Here is a 22586-nt window from a genome sequence, read left to right as displayed (position 1 = left end):
GGGGCTGTCTGACAGGGAAACCTGCCGGGCAGCCCTTTTGGGTTGCTCAAAAATAAGTTGTGTGGTATTCTAAACAAGAGTATGTGGCTGGCACAAAAGGGGAAGCCGGTCATTGGAGAAGACATGATAACAGTAATTGGAGGTAATTATGAGACATATTTGGAGAAAGGGACTGGCACTGGCTCTGATTTTATGCGTATCGGTTAGTGGTGTTGGATGCTCCGGGAATAAAAAGGATCAAAAGGACAAGCCGGCAGCGACGGAGGATGCAACTTCGGAGAAGGCAACGCCGGTGCCAAAGGTGGAAGCGGGAGGCAAGGGAAAGGACAAGTCGGATGTTCCTCTTGTGGTTGCCTGCAATAAGCTTGATAAGAAATTTAATCCATTTACCGCGGAGACAGATGACGACAGGACAGCCGTTGATATGACACAGCTTCGTCTGCTGACATTTGACCGGGAGGGTGCTGTTGTAAAGCATGCGATCAAGGGAGAGAAACGTCGCTTCAATGGCGAGACCTTCAGTTATGAGGGACCTGCTAATCTTAAGGTGAAGCGGGATCGAGAGAAGGATACAACCTCTTATATTATAAAGCTGCGAAAGGATCTGACCTTCAGCGATGAAACACCGGTTACAATTGATGATGTCATCTTTTCTATGTACGCTTTTGCGGACAGCAGCTATCAGGGAGAGGAGACCTTTGGAAGCCTGCCGATCCTCGGTTTACAGAAGTATCGCAAGTCGGCTTCTGCACTTGATATTTCCGGTATTGAGAAGATGACCGATTACAAAGTAAAGGTGACGGTCAGGGGCTACGACAGAGACGCATATCAGGCGTTGAATATCCCGATATGCTCCCTGAATTTCTATGGAGACAGACACATTTTTAATGTTCTGGCAGGCAGTTTTGGGTTTAAGAAGGGTGATCTGTCCGGTCTGACCAAGAAGAAAAATGCACCGTTTGGAGCCGGTGCTTATCGGTTTATCAAGTACGAGAAGGGAATCGTGTATTACGAAGCCAACGAGAAATATTACCGTGGATGTCCGCAGACTGCATTTATCCAGCTTAAGGAGATTGGGAACATGTCCGATGTGCGTAAGCTGGAAGCATTGGAGAACGGGGATTTTGACGTCGTGACCATGCAGGCAACGAATCAGGCGATGGATCTGATCACTGACGCAAACTCCAGCGGGAAGCTGACAGGGCGTATTTATGGAGGCAAGTTGTTGGACGGCGATTATTATCATTATATTGGTATGAATGCGGATCAGGTTTGTGTGGATAACAAGCCGGACAGCACCCGTTCCAAGAATATGAGAAAAGCCTTTTCTATTTTGTTTAGCTGTAACAGAAGCAATATGATCGAGTTGAGTCAGAAGGGAGCAGCGCAGATTGATTATCCTGCCTCTCAGATCTCCTGGTCCGTGCCGCAGCCGGAGGATGAGGAATATAAACAGGCATACAGTGAGGATGTGGATGGCAATGGCATCTACAACAGTAATATGAGCGTGGAAGAGCGGGAAGCTGCAGCTTGCAAAGCGGCACTCGGCTATCTCAGGAAAGCCGGGTTTAAGACGAAAAGCGGAAAGATTACTGCATTTCCGGAGAACACAGGAAAGAAATATACGATCTATATTCCGGATGACACGCAGGAACAAGGCATGCTCACGATTGCAAGAAATGCACAGAAGCTGTTCAAACAGATCGGCATTAAGCTGGTATTAAAGGAACACTGCAGTCTTGCAAGGCTGACAAAGCATCTGAAGCAGGGGAAAGCGCAGATATGGTGCGGAAAGGAGGAGACATCTGTTTCCGGAGACATGTACCGCATGTATCACAGTCGTCAAAAGAAGAATAAAACGGCAGGAAGCCGCAATTATTTGCATATTAAGGACAGTGATCTGGATGAGTATATTGAGGAAGGGATGGATACTGTTCCGCTGAAGAAAAGCATTGATCTATATGCGCAGAGCTATAATAAGATTTTGGATTGGGCAGTGGTTGTTCCGGTATATCAGGAGCGCAATCTGACGGTGTTTAGCACAGCCAGAGTGAATCTGGAAACGGTCGATCAGAACATCACACCATATTATGACTGGACGCAGGATATTCAGATTGTGGAGATGAAATAATCATTTTAATACAAAAGCAAAATTAAAATCGCCAGTTTCGGTATTTACCGGAGCCGGCGATTTTGCAGTTCTAAGAAAATATAATTTTGCGGCTTATGAAAGCAGATAGCCGTAAACCGTAATTTTGCAGTCTACGAAAGCAGATAGCCGTAAACCACAATCTTATGGCTCATGAAAGCAGATAGCCGTAAACCATAATGAAGTGGCACAGACTTCCGCCCATCACGAACAGATGGAAGATCTCATGTCCGCCGAAGCCCGGATGAAGCTTATTGAATACCGGGAGCTTCAGGGCGTAGATCACGCCGCCGATCGTGTAGATGACACCACCGGCAAAAAGCCAGGTAAATGCCTGCGGACTCATGAAATGATAAATGCTGCGGATCGCGAAGATGCAGAGCCAGCCCATGGCAATGTAGATGGTGGAATTGAGCCATTTCGGGGAATCTACCCAGCAGATCGTCAGAAACAGTCCGGCAAATGCAAGACACCAGACGACAGCACACAGAGGAGTGCCGGTGCGTGCAGGAAGCACAAGCATGCAGACCGGAGTATAGCTTCCGGCAATGAGAAAATAAATCATGATGTGATCCAGCTTCTTGAGCAGAAGAGTTGCCTTGTCATTTGTGATGATCGCATGGTAAAAGGTGCTGGCACCGTACAAAAGGATCATGCTCAAAATAAAAAGCGAGCTGGCGATCACTGCTTTGGCATTTCCGGTGAAAACCGCCTTTTCTAATAAGAAAGGAGCCGCAGAGATTGCAGCGATCATTCCGATAAAATGCGTGATCGCACTTGCCGGATCCTTCAAACGGAAAGCGGTGTGCGTAACTGCCGTGGAATGTGAAATTACCGGTTTCCCGGAGTATGTTTGTGAATTTGTCATGGTTGTCATAGAAATCTCTCCTTTCCAGGCTGGTTTATACCGGTACAACAAGTCGGCTTCTGACGATTGTATTTGCCTGACGAGCATTGTACAGGAGTATCATACAGCGGATATTTCATGATATGTGGTAACGAAAATAAATATATGTAGTATTGATAACTATGTTGTGTAGTATAATATACATCTTTTTGCGATTTTATGCAAGTATCTATTTAAAATAAATTGGAAATAAAAAGAAATAGGAAAGGCAATTAACCGTCTGTCAAACAGGCTGCGACACAGGTCATAGAACATCCGGGCTTCTATCGGTCTGAGCGGAGCATTGGGCGTGATTCTGAATTATATTCTGGTAGAATCCGGGCAGCACCATGCGTGATCAGTGGACTTGTTACGGTTGTGTATACTTTGGCGTTATGCTAAGAAAAAGAATACAAGTAATTGCAACGAAGCCAAGGAAATGGTATGATGAGTAAAATGCAGACTGGAAAGGCAGGAGATGGAGATGGAACTTCAGGTAGGCGACGTGATTAAAATGAAGAAGCAGCATCCCTGCGGAGAGAACCGCTGGAAGCTGGTGCGTGTCGGAATGGATATTAAGATGGAATGTCTCGGGTGCGGTCATCGTGTGATGCTGCCGAGAAAGCAGGTAGAAAAGGGTTTTCGCGGCTTTCTCGAAAGAAATAAAGAAAAAATTTAAAAAATTTGAAAAAAAGTGTTGACAATTCTGTCGAACTATAATATACTCTTACTTGCGTCACGGAAATGACTTAAAACTTTTCGGGGTGTGGCACAGTTTGGCTAGTGTACCTGATTTGGGATCAGGGGGTCGCAGGTTCGAATCCTGTCACCCCGATTGTGACGCAATTATAAATTTTATATAGGGAAGTTGATTTTGAGCTTTCCAATTTATGCGGGTGTAGTTCAATGGTAGAACACCAGCCTTCCAAGCTGGATACGTGGGTTCGATTCCCATCACCGCTCTTTGTGCTAGTAGCTCAGTTGGATAGAGCAACGGCCTTCTAAGCCGTTTGTCGGGGGTTCGAATCCCTTCTGGCACGTTGATCAGAGTTTTTCGTAACTCTGATTTTATAAAGTCAGCAGTTTTTCGTATCAACGGAGAACTCGCCACATTATATTTATGGTGGGTATAGCGCAGCTGGTTAGCGCGCCAGATTGTGGCTCTGGAGGCCCTGGGTTCGAATCCCAGTATCCACCTTAGAATCCTTGTTATAGTACTATAGCAGGGATTTTTGTTACTGTATAGGAAACTTTTGACTTACGATACAGCGACAATGGTGCTTTTCTTACTTATTATGACGGGAAGCACAATATAGTAGTGGGCTATCGCCAAGCGGTAAGGCACAGGACTTTGACTCCTGCATTCACCAGTTCGAATCTGGTTAGCCCAGTAGAGACAATCCCTTGTAGACAGCGGTCTGCAGGGGATTTTTATATGCAGCAGAAAGAAAATTAAAAAATGTATCGTTTCAAATGAATCAACAGAATTTCCACGACAATATATAAGTGAAGATCAAAACACGGACAAATCGGACGGGAGGTGAAAGCGGATGTCATCACAGGAAATGGAACAGATCATACAGGAATATGGGGATGACGTTTACCGCTTTTGCTTTCATCTGACCAGGAGTCGTGAAGAGGCGGATGATCTTTATCAGGATACTTTTGTGAAAGCGATTCAGATCGGCCACAGACTGGATCGCGGTGGCAATATCAGGAGCTTCCTGATGGGTATTTCTGTGAATCTATGGAAGAACCGGAGGAAAAAGGACAAGCGGCGAAGAGAATTGGTACCGGAGGTTAGTTATGAGAGCGCAGAATGGGTGATCACAGCGCAGAACGATCCGCTTGGCAATATTTTGGAGCAGGAAGTGGGGCGTGATGTGATGACAGCCGTTAAGCAGTTACCGGACAAACAGAGAGTGGTCGTTCTTCTTCATTATACGCAGGACTATTCCACCGGGGAGATTGCAGGAATACTACACATACCAAGGGGAACAGTGCTGAGCCGCCTGGCCAAAGCAAGACAAAATATCAGATCATATTTGGAGGGAAGAGGTTATGAAATATGAAATGGATCAGTTGTTAAAAGATGTTTATCAACAGGAGGTTAAACCGGATAAAATTCTTAATCAGAAAACCCTTCGAAGAATGCAGATGAAGGAGACGAATGATATGAGAAAATTCTGGAATTATAAAAGGATTGCCGTGGCGGCAGTATTGTCATGTTTGGTAGTAACACAGGGCGTGGGAGCAGCGTATGCAGCAATCAATCACACCAGTATCTTATCTCTTTTTTCGGGGGAAACAAAGGAGATTAAAGATCAGGCGAAAAATCTCAGGGAGATCAATGTAAAGCAGGAGGCAGGCAGTAATGTAAAGCAGTCGGCATATGCGGACTTTTCTGTGAGAGAGGCTCTTTGTGACAAGAATCAGGTTTATGTAGAGGCGGTTGCAAAGCCTGCCAGCGATAAGTATTTGCTGGTACCTTCTGAGTGCTGGTCAGAAAGAGATAAATTCTGGGCAACGGAGCTTAAAATTGCCGGAGAGGATACCGGCAAGGAAACGATCGCGCAGTATGCAAAGCGCAAGAATAAGACCTGTGTTGAGGTCAGTGCCTGGGTTGGTGCAGATGTAGCCACACAATCTATGGATTATCAGACAGAGGCGGATGGTACGCTTGTTTATACGATCACCTTTGAAAACAACGCCAAGACACAGAAGTTAGATTACACTTGTGATACGATTGTTTATGTACCGGGACAGGAGGATCAGGAACTTAAAAGTTCCATTGCATTTACCTTAAATGACCAGTCCGGAAAATCAGAAATAGTTCGCTACGAGCCGGAGAAGATACAGACTATAAAGGGAACAAAGCTGGTTCTTGACGAGGTTGAGTTTGAGAAGAGTGCACTCAATATGAATTGTACGATCAAGTATCATACAACCGATCCGAATGCACAGAACTGGAATAAATGGATCAAAACAGATGACTCTGACGTTAATTTTTATCTTCTCGATGAGAAGGGCAATGAAATGGACAGTGAGGGTGGTTATGGAGACGATTCCATGGGCAAAGGCGGTGCGCTGACAGAACATGATCAGTACAGAACAGCCGAGCTTTCCGATACACTGACCTTCCTGGTTCGTAACTGCATGACGAAGGAAGTGTTAGGAACCGTAACCGTGAAAAAGGTAAGTAAATAAAAGTAATCAATTATCTGAGAAGGATACGTTATTATCAGGGGGAATAAATCACGATATCCTTATAGAATAAAAGGGAAATGGAAGAATCGAAAAGAGACTTTCATTTCTCTTTTTGACATTATAGGAAAATGCTTGTGCCGGCGCAAAAATCCCGCTATAATGGGGATACTAATGATTTGTATGGAAACGTACATTGCTATCTGCTTTTACCCTTTGCATCATTGAATGAGGAGATTTAAATGGCGACATATGTAATTTCAGATATTCATGGACAATATGATATGTTTATGGAACTGCTTGAAAAGATTCCGCTAAAGGATTCGGATACCCTTTATATTTTAGGAGATGTGGTCGACAGAGGCCCGCATCCGATCAAAACGCTTCAGAAGCTAAAGGAAATGCCAAATGTAATTTGTATGGTCGGCAACCATGAGCTGATGGCATTGCGATGTCTGAAATTGCTTATGACAGCAGATGCACAATCTGTTTTTGGACTCGATGAAGAAGATAGGAAGGATCTTTGGATGTGGCAATACAACGGAGGGCTGTCAACGTTTGAAGAGTTTAGAGAACTGGATGCAGAAGAACAGCAGGAAATCATTGAGTTCATGAGTGATTTTTTGGTGTACGAAGAAGTGTCCGCAGGCGGCAGGGATTATCTGCTTGTTCATGCGGGTCTTGGAAATTATTCTCCGGAGAAGGAGATAGAAGATTATTCTCTGGAAGAGCTGATGTGGATGAGAGCGGATTATAATGTCAGATATTTTGATGATGTTATTGTGGTGACGGGGCACACACCGACACAGCAGATCAAGGATAATCCGAATCCGGGGGTTATCTATAAGAAGAACAATCATATCGTCATTGACTGCGGTGCACATTATCCGGGTGGCAGACTTGCCGCGATATGCCTGGATACAGGGGAAGAGTATTATTCTTCCCCGCAGTCTTAACAATATTAAGCAGATTCGATTTCATAGGTAAATCCGGCGTCTGTAATGGTCCGGAGGGTACCCTGAATGCTCTGTCCGCCCTCTGTCAGATAGCCGGAAGCAAAAATGGAATCGACAACACTTAAAAGCTTCTTCTCCTGTCCTTTAAAGTATACCTCGCGTCCGGCAGCACAGCGGATATCGGATTGCGGCACCATAAGTCGGGCAAGACAGAGAACCTTCAGGCAATATTCCGTGGTCAGACCGGAGGTGTCAGCGTCGCCGAGGGGAGTTCCCTTGATCGGCAGCAGGAAGTTGATCGGAAGTGCCTCCGGCTGGATCTCCCGCAATTCCAAAAGCATATCAGCAATATCTTCTTTACTTTCTCCCATACCGACAATGCCACCGCTGCAGATCTCAAAGCCAAGCCGCTGCAGCATATGAATGTTGTCGACACGCTGCTCGAAGGTATGCGTGGAGCAAATATTATGATAAAAAGAGCGGCTGCTGTTCAGATTGTGGTTGATGCGGTCCAGACCGGCATCCTTCAGCATTTTCGCCTGCTTTTCAGTCAGAAATCCGATGGAGCAGCAGAGGTGTGTTCCGTGTTCCTTCATCTTGCGGATGCGGCGTGCGAGCTCTTCAATCTCCTGATCGGTAAATTTCATACCGCTTAATCCGATGCAATGTCTTGACAGGTGATGCTCATTGACGAAGTCATTGTTGTGATATAACTTATCTTCATCGACCCATTTGTATTTTTCAATATCTGCGGTGGAACGGCAGGACTGGGCGCAGTAAGCGCAATCCTGAGAGCAGTTTCCGCTTCGTGCATTGGTCAGAATGTGGATGCTGACACGGTTGCCTTTGTATTTATAACGTAACGCAGCGGCACGGTCAACCAGATCCTGAAGCTGATCATCGGGTGTGTTTAAAATTGCAATGGCATCCTCTCTGGAAAGAACGGGATCCGTTTCTTTATCATATGTTGTAGTCATAAGTAATTGATATTCCTTTCTCATGTTATTCTGATTTCTACTGTAGCACAGGAAAAAATGAATTGTCAACCTGTAGAACGGAAAGGTTGACGAATAAAGATGGAGTGTTTCAGAAAGGGCTGTAAAATGGAGGATTGTAAATGGTGATAGGGTAAAAACAAAGAAATTGTTTTGATTTATACCCGATAAGGTATAATATCTATTGAACATGGTACGATTATACCTTTTCGGGTATAATTATGCCGCTGTATCTTGACTTTATACCCGATAAGGTATAAAATATAAGAATATTAATCATGGAAATGGGGGATAGTATGTAAAATATTGCAGCTTTGTTGTTGTATCCAAGGTTTGCAGTCTGAGAAAGGAACATTTATAAGTATGAATAAGATAGCAGAGTTTGTGAAAAGAAAACGAAAAGAGGCGGGATTAACGCAGGAGGAATTTTCGGTTCGTTCAGGATTAGGACTTCGTTTTGTACGGGATTTGGAACAGGGGAAAGAAACCGTACGTATGGATAAGGTAAATACAGCATTGGCTATGTTTGATATGGAAGCGGTGCCGGGAAGAAGGGAGAATGACGAATGAATACAATGCGAACAGCCTATGTTTATGTGAGGAATATTTTTGCCGGAACGCTTTGTGAAACGGATGAAGGGTACTCTTTTTCTTATGATGAAAAATATATGCAGACAGATGGAGCATCTGTGGTTTCTTTGACATTACCATTGACCCAGCAGACTTATTATTCCAAAACCCTTTTTTCGTTTTTTGACGGATTGATTCCTGAGGGATGGTTGTTAGATGTGGTTAGACGAAATTGGAAAATCGATCGAAATGATCGGTTTGGTTTACTGCTTGTTGCGTGCAAGGATGCGATCGGTAATGTCAGCATACAGGAGGAGAAGATATGAATTGTTTATGTTGTGGAAAATCTCTTCAGGATAAAGGATATCAAGGCTGGCATAAAAGATGCATTGAGCGTTTTTTTACAACAACAGAGCTTCCTAAATTGGAAATTGATGAAAACTCATTAAATCAATTGGCTTTGGAAAGTACGATGAAGGGATATACAGTGCCAGGGGTTCAGAAAAAGCTTTCGTTACATCTTTTTTCGGAATCGGGACATTCCAGACTTACTTTGGTGAATTATCCTACCGGCTATATATTGAAGCCGCAAGTTACAGAATTTGAAGCATTGCCGGAAGCGGAACAGCTTGTAATGAGCATGGCGGATGCTGTCGGAATATTTACGGTACCTCATGCTTTGATGGAACAGAATGGACAATTTGCGTATATTACAAAGCGTGTAGATCGAAAGTTTGAAAAGGACACAATTAAAATGTATGCAATGGAAGATTTTTGTCAGTTAGATCTTCGATTAACACAGGATAAATACCGTGGTTCCTACGAAAGGTGTGCTAAAATAATTAAGAAATATTCCAGCCGGAAGGGGTTGGACATGACGGAATTTTATTTGAGGATATTGTTTTCGTTTGTGGTTGGAAATTCAGATATGCATTTGAAAAATTTTTCTCTGATTGAAACAGATGAAGGAAATGGAGAATATGTATTGTCTCCTGCGTATGATCTTTTGCCGGTTAATATAATTATGCCAGAGGACAAAGAACAGCTGGCGCTTCCTATGAATGGCAAAAAAATGAATGTACGCCGAAAGGATTTTTTGATATTTGCACAAACATGTGGACTGCCGAAGATAGCGGCTGAAAAAATGATAAAAAGGCTGGTGTCTCAGAAAGTAAAATTAATTAAGTTGTGTCGGCAATCCAGACTGCCAGAGCATTTACAGGAGAATTTGATTCAACTGATAGAAAAAAGAACAGAGATTTTGGAAGCATAGTGATGGCTAATATTTTGAAAAAAGTGTGGAGTTTGATCTTGTAAAGAGGGAAATGGCATCTGAACGAAACTGGCTGTTAACAATTGCTATTTTCGTGGGCACATTATTGTAGCCCCAATTAAAAAACGGTTGACTTTTTCAAAAATAAGAAATATAATAATTTATTGAACGAGTAGCAAACGAGCGTAAATCCGGTTTTGCTGCTCGTTTTTTTTATAATACCATTAACAGGCGTGCCGCTTATCTGCGTAAGTCCAGCTTATCGATAAGTACACGTTTTTTTTTGTGGAACAAACAGGAGGATTGGATCAAAATGAAAGAAAGCAACAAAATGAAGGAAATGCCGGTGAATAAACTGATGGTGCAGATGGGCATACCGATGATCTTGTCGATGGCACTGCAGGCAGTGTACAATATTGTGGACAGTGCTTTTGTCGGAAATATGAAGGTGGGGAGCGAAGCTGCATTGAATGCACTTACTCTGGTGTTCCCGGTGCAGATGCTTATGGTAGCAGTTGGCATTGGAACCGGCGTGGGAACCAATGCACTTCTCGCAAGAACACTTGGACAGGGAGACAGCAAAAAGGCTGCAAAAGTTGCCGGAAACAGTTTGTCTCTGGGAGTGATCATTTATGCGGTATGCTTATTATTTGGAACTTTTGGTGTGAAAACATATATCTCATCACAGACAGTGGATCCGGAAGTGATTTCTATGGGAACAAGTTATCTTAGAATCTGCTGTGTGATTTCTTTTGGTATCATTTTCTTTTCGTTGTTTGAAAAACTGTTACAGGCAACCGGACGTTCTCTGTATTCAACCATTGGTCAGGTTGTAGGAGCGGTCGTAAATATTATTCTTGATCCAATTATGATCTATGGAATTGGACCTGTCCCGGAAATGGGAGTGAATGGTGCTGCATATGCGACGGTAATCGGTCAGGTTGCGTCCGCGGTATTACTCTTTATTTTTCATATGAAATTAAACAAAGAATTTGAACATGATTTGAAATATATGAAACCAAATGTCGGAATCATAAAGCAAATTTATGCAATCGGTCTCCCGGCGATCATTGCGCAGGCGTTAATGTCTATTATGGTGTATGTGATGAATCTGATATTGAAATTCAACCCTTCGGCGCAGACGGCATACGGATTGTTTTATAAGGTGCAGCAGTTTGTGTTATTCCTTGCCTTTGGACTCAGGGATGCCATTACCCCGATTATTGCTTTTGCATACGGAATGAGAAATAAAAAGAGAATAAAAGCCGGAATCAGGTATGGTCTCATCTACACGATCGCATTGATGTTGTTTGGAATTTTGGTTACTGAAATATTCCCGGATGCATTTGCAGCACTGTTTAACGCAGGGCAGTCAAGGGAACACTTTATCAGTGCAATGAGAATTATTTCGATCAGCTTTATTTTTGCAGGGATCAATGTCGCATATCAGGGAATTTATCAGGCATTGGACGGCGGTATTGAATCACTTGTTATCTCTCTGCTCAGACAGCTTGTGATCATTTTACCGCTGGCGGGAATATTCTCGATTTGTGTCAGAAATGGTCAGGCAGGTATTTCATTGATCTGGTGGGCATTTCCCATCACAGAGTTTGCCGCATGCCTGGTGGGATATGTATTTTTAAAGAGGATCCAAAAGAATACTGTGGAATGTCTTAAAGAAAAAAATTAAACGGTTTTTCAATATCGGGCATTGTTTTTGTCCTTACCGACAACAAAGAAGACAATAAATATGCCGATCCGTCTGATCGTGGATTGGTTCCTGACGTTGTAGAATGGAAAGTTTTATGGTGGCTGATCCGAGGCTTAGCTTTGGGTTAGCCATTTTTTTGCGTTGATTTCCGGGAATCGACGAATGATTAAAAAATAAGACATTATTGGACAACCGTAGTATATAATGAGACCATCAAATACACAAAGGGAGGTAATTATAGTGAAAAAGAAAGTGTTTACGGCACTTCAGGTGCTGGGAAATGCGGCGGGAATCGTCAGCGGTGCGGTTGCAATGCAATATTCATCTGAAATTAAAGGGATGGGTACGGGAAGTGGAGCTTCTTATGAAACATATGGGGGTGATGCTTATACCGGCATTCAAAATGCATCTGCGCAGGTATCACATAATGTATGTGACTTGAGTGAAATTGTGAGGGATAGCTTCAGTTTGTTGCTTTTTGTGATCGGTCTGGCGCTGATCTGTTATTTTGTGACAAATCTGATCAAGTTGCTTGCGGATTATTTTACAGAGGATATTGTCCGGGCGGCTGGAGTGGCGACGGAGACATCTTCTGATCAGGAGGTAAGCTCTTCGGAATATGCAACAAAGCTTCCGAATCCGACAGTGGCTCCCCGCAGAGAGGAGGTTGGAAATGAAAAAGACATTTAAGAAAATGATATTTGGAATGCTTCTTGTGTTGTGCATTGGCTGTTTCGCCGGATGCGGAAGCAGCACACAAGAGGATGAAAAAACGCAGGAATTGGAAGAGGAGCAGGAAATGTATCAAAATGCTGTTGATGGATATCAGGCGACAATTGATAATTTGGAACGTCAGCAGAAAGAACTGGAGGATTTTCAGCGCAAGCAGGAGGAATATCAAAAGGCGATGGATAACGCAAGATAAGAAAGGGGATAAGGTCCGGCACTTCTCTTTCTTCGGATAAAGCCTCTATTATTGCTGATGCCCAGAATGAATATGACTACGATGCGGTAAGTGATGTTTTAGTGATTATTAAAACACTTGGACTTCCGGATTCCCTATATGATGAAATGTGTGAAACCAATGCTTTAATGGGAAGACAGACGGAATCTTACGAGTATTATGATGTCAGCTGGTCATATCATCCGGATAACGGTCTCGACGTAATTTTTAAATATAAGAATTAAATCAGATTATTGAAAATAATAAAATCGTCGGTGTATCCTGGTTTGTGGATACACTGACGATTTTTTTCGTGTGTGGGAAAAAATCGAAATGCATCATTGCGGAGAACGGAAATCTGAGAGAAATTCTCGGCAGCCGGATTTTGCGCAAGAGAATACGTTACATTGCGCCCGGTTGATATGGTATGATGCAATAGTAAAAGAGTAAAGGCAGATGGTAATGAAGCAGTCTGCGGAAAATATCGGAATCAAAACATCGTTTGCACCCGGTTGCAGGGTATGAAAGGAAGGAAATATACGATGAAAACAGGATTTAATTGGAAAAGAAAATTGCTCAGCTTATTGTTGCTTTTCTGTCTCCTGACAGGACTGGCAGGGAGCGGCACGATGGCTCATGCTTATAATGTGCCGGACAATATGAAGTGGTGGGCGGATGACAAGTTTGGAATGTTTATCCATTTCGGATCGTACTCCTATTTCGGACACGGCGAATGGGCGATGCAGACGGAAGGAATTTCCAAGGAAACATATCAGAAGACGATTTCTGCAAAGTTTGATCCGGAGAAGTTTGATGCGCAGGAGATCGTATCCTATGCCAAAAAGGCGGGGATGAAGTATCTGGTATTTACGGCGAAGCATCATGAAGGTCTTGCGATGTGGGATACAAAGGTTGCAAGCTTTACCGATACGACCGGACAGAAAATATACAGCCTGCAGCAGTATACGCCGTTTGGAAAAACAAACAGGGATATCATTATGGAACTGAAAAATGCGTGTCAGCAGGCGGGGATCCATTTTGGCCTGTATTATTCGATCATTGACTGGAATCATTCTTCCCAGACGGTGGAGGGAGATTTTACGAAGATGGCATCCTGGGAGGCGCGTACCGCATATATTGCTGATATGAAAGCACAGCTAAAGGAGCTGGTTGATACCTATGATCCGGAAATCATGTGGTTTGATGGAGACTGGACCTATAAGAAGGACAATCCGACCCTGAAGAAATGGTGGACAAAGCAGGACGGACAGGATCTGTATCAGTATATGAAGTCCCTTAAATCGGACATTATCGTGAATGAACGCGTGTGCAGAAGCTTTGGACTTGGAGATTTTGAATGTCCGGAGCAGAGCATTCCGGAAAAGGCACTGTCCAGACCGTGGGAAACCTGCCAGACGATGAACAACGCCTGGGGATACAAAAAGGACTGTGAAAAATCCTATTACAATGTGCGCTATATGATTCAGGATCTGGTCGAGGTGGCATCCAAGGACGGCAATTATCTGCTCAATATAGGTCCTAAGGGAGATGGAACCATGACCGCCGGCAGCAGGAAGATCCTGAAGGGCATTGGTAACTGGATGAATCGATATGGTGACAGTATTTACGGAACCTCCGGAACGCCATTTGCAAAGAAGCCGTCCTGGGGAAGATACACCCGAAAGGATAATGTGATCTATGCACATGTGATGAAATGGCCGAAGGATCAGAAGCTTGTGACAAAGAAATATGCAGGAAAAAAGGTCAAAAAAGTATATTTATTACAGAATGGAAAGAAATTAAAATATAATGCGACCGGTAAGAAAGTGATCATTAAGATGCCGGAAAAGAAACCGGATAAAGCAGATACGGTGATCGCAGTGCAGTATCAGTAAAGCAGCGTTTTGAAAAAAAGTTAAAAAAACACCTGAACCGATAAGTTGCCGGTTCGGGTGTTTTTAATTGGGATTTATTTCACAAGCTCGTTTCTATACCCGGGAATGATTGACAGCCCCCGGTATAATATTATCCTTTCCATTTCTGTCTGTATTCGGACGGTGTCATATTCTCCGCCGATTTGAACAGCTTGATAAAGTAATTGGTATCCGGGATCCCGCACATTTCGCTGATCTCATGAATGGACTTGTCTGTGAAGCGGAGCAGCTCCTTGCCCCGGTTGATCCGGAACAGGTTAATGCAGGAGTTGATGCCCTCGCCGTACTTTTTCTTGAACTCGCGGCTCAAATAATACTTCGATATGTAGAACATCTCCGATAGATCTTCCAGCGTGATGTTCTCAGTGAAGTGGGTCTGCAGATAATGCAGGATCTCGTCCAGCTTCTCATCCATGGAGGTGCGGGAAGCACGCTTGCGCCGTGAAGTCTTCGGAATCGTGATCATCTCGGTGAGGAGCGATGCGATCAGTCCGGAGTTGGAAGCCTCGTAGTAAGAGGTCTTAAGCTGCGTGTTTAATATGATCTTGCGAAGAAAATCTCCGACCCTGTCAATGCTGACCGGATAGAATAAATTCGGAAAATTCTTTGTGAAATATTGATAATATTGCTTTGAGGTAGCTCCGTTAAAATGCACCCATATAAGCTGCCATGGGAAGTCTCTGGAGCTTTCGTGCGAGTAGGGTTCCATGCAGTCAATGAAGAAACAGGCACCGGCAGAGGCATGGGTACGCTTCCCGCGAAACGTAAAATAACCCTCTCCGGACAGGACACATACAATAAGATAGGAGTGCATGTTCTGACGTTCAGAGACTTGTTCTGCGGACATTTTGAGCATGCCGGCCTCCTGCACATAAAAAAATGTACTCTTGGCGGTTGGGCTTGGTGTCTCGATGCAGCGAGTCCAGGTAAACGAGTCATCATCCGGGTTTTGAGGTGCTTTGATCTGTATTGTTTCCATTCCGATTCATTCCTTTTCATTTCATAATGCTGGTAATTGATGATAAATTGTATTTTACATAAAAAAGTATGCAATTGCACTCTGCAAGAATGTACTATAAACTAAAAAAGTATGCAATTGCACTCTGCAAGAATGTACTATAAACTAAACTATAATATATATTTTTTTGGTACATTTCTATTCTATAATATTTGCAAAAAAAATAATAGAGTTTTTTTGGAGGTAGTTCCTTTAAAAATTCTAGTTTTTCAAGAAGCTCACATTTCTGAGAAAAATGACAAAATTGTAAGACAGACATTCACCGGATTGTAAGAATGTCATGTTATGATGGGAGAGTAAGAAATATTGTGCGCACGAAAAATCAGAATGCAAGGCTTTTGCATTGTATTCGAGGAGGGGGATTGTATGGCATTTTTGGAGGTTAAGGATCTGACAAGGATCTACGGGAAAAAGGATAATACACTGACCGCACTGGATCATGTGAGCTTTTCGGTCGAGAAGGGGGAATTTGTTGCGATCACAGGAGCCAGCGGCTCCGGCAAATCCACGCTGCTTCATCTGCTTGGCACGATGGATGAGCCGCAGGAGGGAAGCGTTTTTCTGGAGGAGGAGGAGAGCGTTCTGGGACAGCGGGAAGCAAAGCGCTCCGTGTTCCGGCGCAGGAAGATCGGCTTTGTATTTCAGGAGTACAATCTGGTGCCGGTGCTCAATGTGGAGGAGAATATACAGATGCCGGTGAGACTGGATGGTAAGCGGATGGATCCGCAGTATCTGGAACAGCTCTTGAAAATTCTCGGTCTTACAGACAGACGGTATCATCTGCCGGAGGAGCTTTCCGGAGGACAGAAGCAGAGAGTGGCGATCGGAAGAGCGCTTGCCAACCGTCCGAGTCTGCTGCTGGCGGATGAGCCGACCGGTAATCTGGATCACCAGAACGGGCTGGAAGTGATGTCATTATTAAAAAGGTCCGTGGAGGAGTTTTGCCTGACATTGATCGTTGTCACACATGATCCGGCGATCGCTTCGATGGCAGACCGTGTCATCACATTATCGGATGGCGTAGTGATCTCTGATGCGAAGGTGAAGCATGCGCTGTCCGCTGATGTTTCCGCAATGGATGGGAGGGATGCGCATGAATAGGCTGGGGTATTATGTCACGCTTTCCTTACGTTACCGCAATAAGCACCGGCTGCAGACACTGTATTCGATCATGGCGATCACGATTGCTGTCATCCTGTGCTTTTGCAGTATCACAGTGGGTATGACGATCATGAATTACGGTTATGAAACTGCCATGAAGCATAATCATGGCTGTGAGCTCTGGATCACGGAGATGCCGCTGAACAAAGACAGCATTGACGGTGATGAAGAATGGACGCCGGAGCAGTACAAGTCAATGCAGAAAAAGCTCGAGGCACTGCCGGAGGTCCGCAAGACATACCTGGACAAGATATATGTGGACAGTGACAGTGCAGACGGTGATGAGTGGGGATATCAGGGGAAGAATAAAACAGTTTCGATGGAGCTTTACTTTGCGGCAGCAGACCGGAGTGATCTGAAGAGCTGTAAGGAAAAGGTGGAAGAAGCGACCGGGTATCGGGTTTATATTGATGCAGAGATCGCGGCACACCTGGGGCAGGGTGATGATATTGATTCCATGAATCAGGCAGCGGGGAATGCCCTGATCGCCCTGATCGGAGCCTTGTTTGCTTCCTTTGCCATGCTTGTGATCCGCAATACCATGATGCTTCCGGTGCTGGAGCGGATGAAGGAATACGGAGTGCTTCGCTGTGTCGGCATGTCGAAGGGACAGCTGTACTGTATGCTTGGAACGGAAGGAATTTTGCTGACACTGGTCAGTACCATTTTAGGGACAGGTGTTGGTTTTGGACTTTTGAAGGCGTGTCAGGGCTGGATCAATGACTGCCTGATGCTGGATGTTCCGGTGGAATTTCATTTCTATGCTTCTGCGGTTGTATACAGTTGTCTGCTGTGTATCGGTGTGACGTTATTTGCACTGTTAGAGCCGGCGAGACAGGCAGCGGGAAGTTCGATTCAGGAAATCCTGCGAGGGGGAGAATACGGTATTCGTAAAGGGAGTGGAAAGAAAATAAAGCCGAAGAAACACAGAACAAGCCACGGGCTTGGTCGTCTTCTTGGCATAGAATGGGAGTATGCCGTGCGCAATATGTCCCGGAATCCGGGCAGTCAGATTTATCTTTGCATTGGCGTGGCGGTCAGTCTGTTTTTGTTCTCGGTGGTTTTTTCCGGAATAGAGAGCACTTATGCGACGGTGGAGAACAGCACACAGGGAACACATCAGGAATACTCGGAGGTTGTTCAGATCTATGGGGACTGTTCAACAAAGAAAATAGAGGAGATCAACAAGACGATTGCAGGCTGCAGTGGTGTCCAAAAATCGGGACTCTTCCTGGCAGGTTCCATGTTTACGATGAACAATGATGTGGCGGCGCATATACCCGAACGTGAAGAAGGATCTTTTATCTTCTTTTCGGATGTCGGATATGACGAAAAGCATCTGAAGGGGATGAAAAGCCGGCTTGTGGATGGAACACTGGATTACCGCAAAATGGTTCAGCAAAACGGTGTGATCCTGTGTGATTATCAGTATAACAAGAAGGATGACGAAGGAAATACCACGACAGAGGACACCCGAGTCACGGACTATAAAGTGGGAGACACGATCGAAATGATCAGCCCGGAGGCGGAGCGTAAAGTGACAAAGGATTTCGATAAAATGCTTACAAAGCTGGAGAAAACAGTGGGGAAGGAGCCGGACAGCGGCGACACTAAGAAGGCGAAGGCATATTGGAAAAAGGCGGCTGCCTACCTGGATACAAGGGGATATCCGGTTGAAAAATACGAGAATACATCTGTGTTTGGGGGCGGATACAGCATTTTTAATATGAAATATGCCATGCAGCAATGTGCGATTGATGCGGGCAAGGTCATTCGTTTTCCGATTCTGGCGATCGTGAAGGAGGATCCTTATAATTCGGCTCTGATCGATGGCTGCTCCAGCATCGGTGCCGGACTGATCATGGCGGATCAGACGATGATGAAATGGGGCATGCCATATGGAATGAGCATGCTGGATACGCTTCCGTACGGCAAGTGCAGCAAGGGGATCGGATTTGTCCGGGACATCCGCAAATCGAAAAAGGATGTTGCAGATTATGTGAAGAAATGGAACGAGGAATCGGAGAATAATTCCTATGAGCTTGGACAGATGGTGGGGGATACCGGCTATGCGGATATGGAGTTTGGGGACGACAACGTTGTTTTAAACCACTCTCTGGAGCTTGTCCGGAAAACGGGACTCGCTGTCGGAGGATTTATTCTTGCTGTCTGCCTGCTGCAGATATTCAATATTACTGCCGCAAATATTACGATGCGCCGGAAAGAGTTCTGGCTTCTGCGGGCAGCGGGAATGTCCCTGAAACAGATGCAGAAAATGGTCTATCTGGAGAAAGGGATCAGTTGTCTGCTAGGAATTATCATTGGTGCGCTGGCAGGTTACGGTGCGAGCTGGCTTATGGTCGAAAGGATTATGAATCAGGACGGAGGAGCCTTTGATGGTACCGGAGGAATCCTGTTTATCTGGCCATGGTGGCAGATCCTGCTTGCCGCGGTTCTGGTATATGGCTTGTGTCTGTTTGCGGGCAGAGGACATCTTAGACGTGAGGTAAAGCAGTGACCGTCAGTGGCGTGCTTTGGGCTTGCAATGCATTTTTGCGCATAACGGAATGCAGATAAAAGGGAAATAAAAAAGATGCTTGACTAATATCGACTATCGATATATAATCTATATATCGATAGTCGATATTACTATTTGGAAAGGTTTATAATTTGTAACGATCGTGACAGAAAACATTTCAGAAAGGAGAGAATCTGTATGGAGAAAAGTTTGTTATCAGGGAGCAACGCGATGCTTTTGTTACGGCTTTTGGAGGAGAAAGATATGTATGGATATGAGATGATCGATCAATTGCGTCAGAAGTCAGACAATGTGTTTGAACTTAAGGTGGGTACGTTGTATCCGCTGCTGCATTCGCTGGAGAAAAGCGGATGTCTCACCTCTTATGAGGGGGAAGCTGCCGGGAAGAAGAGGATTTATTACCGGATCACCCCCGAGGGGCGAAAGCAGTTGAAAAAGAAAACGGAGGAGTGGTCAGAGTATGCATCTGCAGTCATGCATGTGATGGAGCTTACGCTTGAATGAGGGAAGAACATGGCAAGGGGGGATACAGATGGGGATGAAAAAGGAAGAATATTTAAAAGAACTGACAAAACAGCTTCATTATGCGCCGGTGCGCAAAGTGGTCAGTCAGGAATATATTGATCATATTGAAGATGAGACGGAGTATCAGATCTCAAAGGGGATGGATCCGGACGAGGCAGAGAGTTATGCGGTGGAACAGATGGGCGATCCGGTTGAAGTGGGGAAACAGCTGGATGAGATCCATCGTCCGAAGAATATCCGGATCCCGTTGTCCGGAATCATTTTCATTGTGGCAGTCTGTGCGGTGTTCAGTTATTTCATGCAGAAGGACTATTATGAAGTGCTCAGTGAGCTGATCGGTGAGCCGAAATCTGCAGTGACGATATTATTTTGGGGGAATCTGATCGTCAGTGTAGGAATTTTGGTGGTAGTGTCCCATTTTCCGTACATGAAGCTGCAGAAAGCGGCGGGATGGATCGCAGTTGTATTTTTAGCACTGCCGATCGTACAAAGAGTGTCCGGGGGGATTGTGCCGGAGTCGGTTCAGACAGCGGTTATGCGGGTGCTGCCACAGATCAATCGCTGGAACACAGGGTATTATTACTGGTTATATGTCCCAATTTACGGACTTCTCTTAAGCTGGCTGAAGGGGAAAAAGCATCAGCTTGCATTGTCTTTGGGGGGCTTGATCCTGCCACTTCTTCTGGTATTTGACTGGGAATACACCCAGACGGGGGTCTATGCCTGGAGCAACTTTGGCTTCTGGCTGTTAGCTGTTATCCTTTTTAGTATGTTTGTGATGGCGGTCTGGGCGAACGTTATTCCGCTTCCGAAGAAGAAAACGACTCTGGCAGCGGCAGGGTGTTTTGTGGCAGCCAAACTGGCATACCATGCTTTTTATCTTTATGTGGTCTGCCAGGGCAAATGGAGTACCTATTATACGAGTGCCGGATGGAACAGAATGTTTCTCTTATTTTCGGAAAAACGGAGAAAAGCGTATGTTGCATTGTGGAAAGAGGTTGGAGGAAGCGCTTCTCTGGGGGAAGATATCATGTATCCGATACGGGCGATCCGTGGTGCGAAATGGATCGGCATGAGCGAGGGAATGCGTCAGGGGCTTCAGGGCACCATGCAGGGAGGAAAGATGACCGAAAGCAGTCCGCTGTTTACTTATCTGGCAGCGGGTGATCTGGGAAGTCTGATCGGCTATGTGGGAATCCTTCCGGCGCTGCTTATGCTGGCTGCTTTGATCGCGTTCACGATCTGGCTGATGAAAAAGGCGTGGAGACAGACGAACCCGGCAGGAAAGCTGATGGGAGCAGGAATTGGTCTTTTATATGTCTGCCAGATGCTTTATGCGCTGGCGGAGCTGTTTACACTGACACCGGGCAACCATCAGGTGCTCTTGATCCCATTGCTGGAAACTCTGGGCTATATGGATTACGGACGTGTGGTGGAAGCATTGTTTATGTACGGTCTGATGGTGAGCATATACCGGCATCAGAGTGTGTCCGGGTGGGGATGAGAAGCCTGCCGGACCGGGGATGATAATCTGTGGTTGCAAACAGACATGGAAAGACGTATAATAAAAATGTGAGGATCAGGAGCAGCTCGCAACTGATCCTTGCACTTTCATATATCCGTGTGCGTTTTTGGCGCATGGCGGAGTTATTATATATCATACGGGAGCTTGTAGGACAGGCTGAGAGGAAGGTGTGACCTTCGACCGGGAACCTGATTTGGATAATGCCAACGTAGGAATGCTTGATACATTTATAGCAAAGTATGCACAGAAAGCTGCCAAATCGGTGGCTTTCTTTTTGTTTTCGTGGAAGTTATCGTGGCAGAAAAGGCGGCTGCTTTGTACTTATTTTTGGAGGTGAATACATGGTAAAGATCAACGGGGAAGACCGGGATGTGGCAGGTATGACGGTAACAGAATATCTGGCATCGACTGATTATAATCCCAAAAGAGTTGCGGTAGAGCGCAACGGCGAGATCGTATTTAAGGCACAGTATGATGAGACGACATTAGAGGATGGCGACACGGTAGAGGTTGTCAGCTTCGTGGGAGGGGGCTGATCAATGCTTACACAGGAAGAATGGATGGGGGCGCTGAATGCGCGTCATGGAAAAGAGCGGCAGGAGAAATTTAGTCGTGCCGTGGTTGCGGTATGCGGTCTGGGTGGACTTGGCTCGAATGTTGCCATTGCTCTTGCCCGCGCCGGCATCGGAAAGCTGATCCTGATCGATTTTGACCGGGTAGATGTGACGAATCTGAACCGGCAGCAGTATAAAGCTTCCCAGCTTGGTATGAATAAGACGGAGGCACTTGCGCAAAATCTGCGGGAGATCAATCCGTTTATCCGGTTGGAGACGCATGCCGTCCGCATTTCGGAGGAGAACGCACAGGAGCTTTTGCAGGAAGCGGATGTTGTCTGCGAAGCATTTGATGTTCCGGAAGCGAAGGCGATGCTCGTCAATTTTGTGTTGGAGAACATGCCGGAGAAATATCTTGTCGCAGGATCCGGAATGGCTGGTTTTGGAAGTCCCAATACGATTCAGACACGCCGGATCACCGGCCGGTTTTATCTGTGCGGGGATACGGTCAGCGATGTGAATGACGGTATCGGTCTTGTCTGCGCCAGGGTCATGGTCTGTGCGGCACATGAAGCGCACACGATCCTGCGGCTTTTAGCAAATGAAATTGAATAAAAGAAACAATAATGAGAGCCTGCGGTTC

General features: G+C 45.1%; 21 protein-coding genes, 5 tRNA genes and 1 riboswitch. Of the genes, 23 read left to right on the top strand and 3 right to left on the bottom strand.

All coding sequences use genetic code 11. The annotated features are described in order from the left end of the window. Positions 1 to 148: 148 nt before the first annotated feature. Positions 149 to 2131, top strand: a complete 1983-nt coding sequence (locus DXA20_RS01350) for an ABC transporter substrate-binding protein (RefSeq protein WP_118559014.1) — start codon at positions 149 to 151, stop codon at positions 2129 to 2131. Positions 2132 to 2300: 169 nt separating this feature from the next. On the opposite strand, the gene trhA is transcribed toward DXA20_RS01350, so the two are convergent. Further along, a complete protein-coding gene (gene trhA, locus DXA20_RS01345) occupies positions 2301 to 3026 on the bottom strand; it encodes a PAQR family membrane homeostasis protein TrhA (RefSeq protein ID WP_022305081.1) in 726 nt (241 codons plus the stop codon). 487 nt (positions 3027 to 3513) lie between these two features. On the opposite strand from trhA, the gene DXA20_RS01340 reads away from it, so the two are divergent. The 9 genes from DXA20_RS01340 to DXA20_RS01300 all read left to right on the top strand — a co-directional run bounded on the left by DXA20_RS01340 (position 3514) and on the right by DXA20_RS01300 (position 7195). Then, positions 3514 to 3714 carry a DUF951 domain-containing protein gene (locus tag DXA20_RS01340; protein ID WP_330420555.1) on the top strand — a complete coding sequence of 67 codons (201 nt, stop codon included), beginning with the start codon at positions 3514 to 3516 and terminating at the stop codon, positions 3712 to 3714. Between the two features lie 81 nt (positions 3715 to 3795). After that, a tRNA-Pro gene (locus DXA20_RS01335) sits at positions 3796 to 3870 on the top strand. A gap of 57 nt (positions 3871 to 3927) precedes the next feature. Further along, positions 3928 to 3997 (top strand) — tRNA-Gly (locus DXA20_RS01330). A 4-nt stretch (positions 3998 to 4001) separates the two neighbouring features. Beyond that, positions 4002 to 4075 (top strand) — tRNA-Arg (locus tag DXA20_RS01325). A gap of 83 nt (positions 4076 to 4158) precedes the next feature. Next, positions 4159 to 4232 (top strand) — tRNA-His (locus tag DXA20_RS01320). Between the two features lie 122 nt (positions 4233 to 4354). Beyond that, positions 4355 to 4426, top strand: a tRNA-Gln gene (locus DXA20_RS01315). Positions 4427 to 4585: 159 nt separating this feature from the next. Continuing rightward, positions 4586 to 5107, top strand: a complete 522-nt coding sequence (locus DXA20_RS01310; RefSeq protein WP_118559013.1) for an RNA polymerase sigma factor — start codon at positions 4586 to 4588, stop codon at positions 5105 to 5107. Next, positions 5097 to 6242 (top strand): DUF4179 domain-containing protein, encoded by a 1146-nt coding sequence (locus tag DXA20_RS01305; protein ID WP_118559012.1) that lies wholly within the window; start codon positions 5097 to 5099, stop codon positions 6240 to 6242. Before DXA20_RS01310 ends, DXA20_RS01305 begins: the two co-directional genes overlap by 11 nt. Before the next feature lie 239 nt (positions 6243 to 6481). Beyond that, positions 6482 to 7195 carry a metallophosphoesterase family protein gene (locus DXA20_RS01300; protein ID WP_118559011.1) on the top strand — a complete coding sequence of 238 codons (714 nt, stop codon included), beginning with the start codon at positions 6482 to 6484 and terminating at the stop codon, positions 7193 to 7195. A gap of 5 nt (positions 7196 to 7200) precedes the next feature. On the opposite strand, the gene bioB is transcribed toward DXA20_RS01300, so the two are convergent. After that, positions 7201 to 8172: a biotin synthase BioB gene (gene bioB / locus DXA20_RS01295; RefSeq protein ID WP_118559010.1), complete on the bottom strand. Its 972-nt coding sequence runs from the start codon at positions 8170 to 8172 to the stop codon at positions 7201 to 7203. A gap of 381 nt (positions 8173 to 8553) precedes the next feature. On the opposite strand from bioB, the gene DXA20_RS01290 reads away from it, so the two are divergent. The 7 genes from DXA20_RS01290 (at position 8554) to DXA20_RS01260 (ending at position 14582) form a co-directional block, all read left to right on the top strand. Beyond that, on the top strand, positions 8554 to 8760 hold the full coding sequence (locus DXA20_RS01290) for a helix-turn-helix domain-containing protein (RefSeq protein WP_022307147.1): 207 nt from the start codon (positions 8554 to 8556) through the stop codon (positions 8758 to 8760). Then, complete coding sequence (locus DXA20_RS01285) at positions 8757 to 9086, top strand: HipA N-terminal domain-containing protein (RefSeq protein WP_118559009.1); 330 nt, start codon at positions 8757 to 8759, stop codon at positions 9084 to 9086. The genes DXA20_RS01290 and DXA20_RS01285 overlap by 4 nt, the downstream gene beginning before the upstream one ends. Continuing rightward, on the top strand, positions 9083 to 10033 hold the full coding sequence (locus tag DXA20_RS01280; RefSeq protein WP_118559008.1) for a type II toxin-antitoxin system HipA family toxin: 951 nt from the start codon (positions 9083 to 9085) through the stop codon (positions 10031 to 10033). Before DXA20_RS01285 ends, DXA20_RS01280 begins: the two co-directional genes overlap by 4 nt. Positions 10034 to 10346: 313 nt before the next feature. Continuing rightward, complete coding sequence (locus tag DXA20_RS01275) at positions 10347 to 11723, top strand: MATE family efflux transporter (protein ID WP_118559007.1); 1377 nt, start codon at positions 10347 to 10349, stop codon at positions 11721 to 11723. A 261-nt stretch (positions 11724 to 11984) separates the two neighbouring features. Then, positions 11985 to 12434, top strand: coding sequence for a hypothetical protein (locus DXA20_RS01270; protein WP_118559006.1), 450 nt, complete (start codon positions 11985 to 11987; stop codon positions 12432 to 12434). Then, on the top strand, positions 12418 to 12669 hold the full coding sequence (locus DXA20_RS01265) for a hypothetical protein (RefSeq protein WP_022307141.1): 252 nt from the start codon (positions 12418 to 12420) through the stop codon (positions 12667 to 12669). The genes DXA20_RS01270 and DXA20_RS01265 overlap by 17 nt, the downstream gene beginning before the upstream one ends. Positions 12670 to 13229: 560 nt before the next feature. After that, positions 13230 to 14582, top strand: a complete 1353-nt coding sequence (locus DXA20_RS01260; protein ID WP_022307140.1) for an alpha-L-fucosidase — start codon at positions 13230 to 13232, stop codon at positions 14580 to 14582. A 130-nt stretch (positions 14583 to 14712) separates the two neighbouring features. Here the strand turns inward: DXA20_RS01260 and DXA20_RS01255 are convergent, their stop codons facing one another. Continuing rightward, a complete protein-coding gene (locus DXA20_RS01255) occupies positions 14713 to 15600 on the bottom strand; it encodes a helix-turn-helix transcriptional regulator (protein WP_022307139.1) in 888 nt (295 codons plus the stop codon). A gap of 405 nt (positions 15601 to 16005) precedes the next feature. On the opposite strand from DXA20_RS01255, the gene DXA20_RS01250 reads away from it, so the two are divergent. The 6 genes from DXA20_RS01250 to thiF all read left to right on the top strand — a co-directional run bounded on the left by DXA20_RS01250 (position 16006) and on the right by thiF (position 22558). Further along, positions 16006 to 16740: an ABC transporter ATP-binding protein gene (locus DXA20_RS01250; protein ID WP_118559004.1), complete on the top strand. Its 735-nt coding sequence runs from the start codon at positions 16006 to 16008 to the stop codon at positions 16738 to 16740. Further along, entirely contained in the window at positions 16733 to 19318 is a 2586-nt protein-coding gene (locus DXA20_RS01245; RefSeq protein WP_158577088.1) for an ABC transporter permease, read from the top strand. The genes DXA20_RS01250 and DXA20_RS01245 overlap by 8 nt, the downstream gene beginning before the upstream one ends. Before the next feature lie 192 nt (positions 19319 to 19510). Next, on the top strand, positions 19511 to 19843 hold the full coding sequence (locus tag DXA20_RS01240) for a PadR family transcriptional regulator (protein ID WP_118559036.1): 333 nt from the start codon (positions 19511 to 19513) through the stop codon (positions 19841 to 19843). Between the two features lie 28 nt (positions 19844 to 19871). Beyond that, the gene (locus tag DXA20_RS01235; RefSeq protein WP_022307136.1) at positions 19872 to 21368 is read left to right on the top strand and encodes a permease prefix domain 1-containing protein; all 1497 of its coding nucleotides are present in this window, start codon (positions 19872 to 19874) and stop codon (positions 21366 to 21368) included. 147 nt (positions 21369 to 21515) lie between these two features. Next, positions 21516 to 21620, top strand: a riboswitch (TPP riboswitch). Between the two features lie 110 nt (positions 21621 to 21730). After that, positions 21731 to 21925 carry a sulfur carrier protein ThiS gene (gene thiS, locus DXA20_RS01230; RefSeq protein WP_118559002.1) on the top strand — a complete coding sequence of 65 codons (195 nt, stop codon included), beginning with the start codon at positions 21731 to 21733 and terminating at the stop codon, positions 21923 to 21925. A gap of 3 nt (positions 21926 to 21928) precedes the next feature. Continuing rightward, positions 21929 to 22558, top strand: a complete 630-nt coding sequence (gene thiF / locus DXA20_RS01225; RefSeq protein WP_022307134.1) for a thiamine biosynthesis protein ThiF — start codon at positions 21929 to 21931, stop codon at positions 22556 to 22558. Positions 22559 to 22586: the final 28 nt, after the last annotated feature.

The organism is Roseburia sp. AM59-24XD (assembly GCF_003478445.1).
In the GTDB taxonomy this organism is placed as follows: domain Bacteria; phylum Bacillota; class Clostridia; order Lachnospirales; family Lachnospiraceae; genus Jutongia.
This window is presented reverse-complemented; position numbering and strand designations above follow the sequence as displayed.

Coding starts and splice junctions, on each gene's coding strand:
- DXA20_RS01235 (WP_022307136.1), top strand. CDS start 19,872: ATGGGGATGAAAAAGGAAGAATATTTAAAAGAACTGACAAAACAGCTT.
- DXA20_RS01250 (WP_118559004.1), top strand. CDS start 16,006: ATGGCATTTTTGGAGGTTAAGGATCTGACAAGGATCTACGGGAAAAAG.
- DXA20_RS01340 (WP_330420555.1), top strand. CDS start 3,514: ATGGAGATGGAACTTCAGGTAGGCGACGTGATTAAAATGAAGAAGCAG.
- DXA20_RS01265 (WP_022307141.1), top strand. CDS start 12,418: ATGAAAAAGACATTTAAGAAAATGATATTTGGAATGCTTCTTGTGTTG.
- DXA20_RS01305 (WP_118559012.1), top strand. CDS start 5,097: ATGAAATATGAAATGGATCAGTTGTTAAAAGATGTTTATCAACAGGAG.
- DXA20_RS01290 (WP_022307147.1), top strand. CDS start 8,554: ATGAATAAGATAGCAGAGTTTGTGAAAAGAAAACGAAAAGAGGCGGGA.
- DXA20_RS01285 (WP_118559009.1), top strand. CDS start 8,757: ATGAATACAATGCGAACAGCCTATGTTTATGTGAGGAATATTTTTGCC.
- trhA (WP_022305081.1), bottom strand. CDS start 3,026: ATGACAACCATGACAAATTCACAAACATACTCCGGGAAACCGGTAATT.
- DXA20_RS01280 (WP_118559008.1), top strand. CDS start 9,083: ATGAATTGTTTATGTTGTGGAAAATCTCTTCAGGATAAAGGATATCAA.
- DXA20_RS01260 (WP_022307140.1), top strand. CDS start 13,230: ATGAAAACAGGATTTAATTGGAAAAGAAAATTGCTCAGCTTATTGTTG.
- DXA20_RS01275 (WP_118559007.1), top strand. CDS start 10,347: ATGAAAGAAAGCAACAAAATGAAGGAAATGCCGGTGAATAAACTGATG.
- DXA20_RS01300 (WP_118559011.1), top strand. CDS start 6,482: ATGGCGACATATGTAATTTCAGATATTCATGGACAATATGATATGTTT.
- thiF (WP_022307134.1), top strand. CDS start 21,929: ATGCTTACACAGGAAGAATGGATGGGGGCGCTGAATGCGCGTCATGGA.
- DXA20_RS01350 (WP_118559014.1), top strand. CDS start 149: ATGAGACATATTTGGAGAAAGGGACTGGCACTGGCTCTGATTTTATGC.
- DXA20_RS01255 (WP_022307139.1), bottom strand. CDS start 15,600: ATGGAAACAATACAGATCAAAGCACCTCAAAACCCGGATGATGACTCG.
- thiS (WP_118559002.1), top strand. CDS start 21,731: ATGGTAAAGATCAACGGGGAAGACCGGGATGTGGCAGGTATGACGGTA.
- bioB (WP_118559010.1), bottom strand. CDS start 8,172: ATGACTACAACATATGATAAAGAAACGGATCCCGTTCTTTCCAGAGAG.
- DXA20_RS01245 (WP_158577088.1), top strand. CDS start 16,733: ATGAATAGGCTGGGGTATTATGTCACGCTTTCCTTACGTTACCGCAAT.
- DXA20_RS01310 (WP_118559013.1), top strand. CDS start 4,586: ATGTCATCACAGGAAATGGAACAGATCATACAGGAATATGGGGATGAC.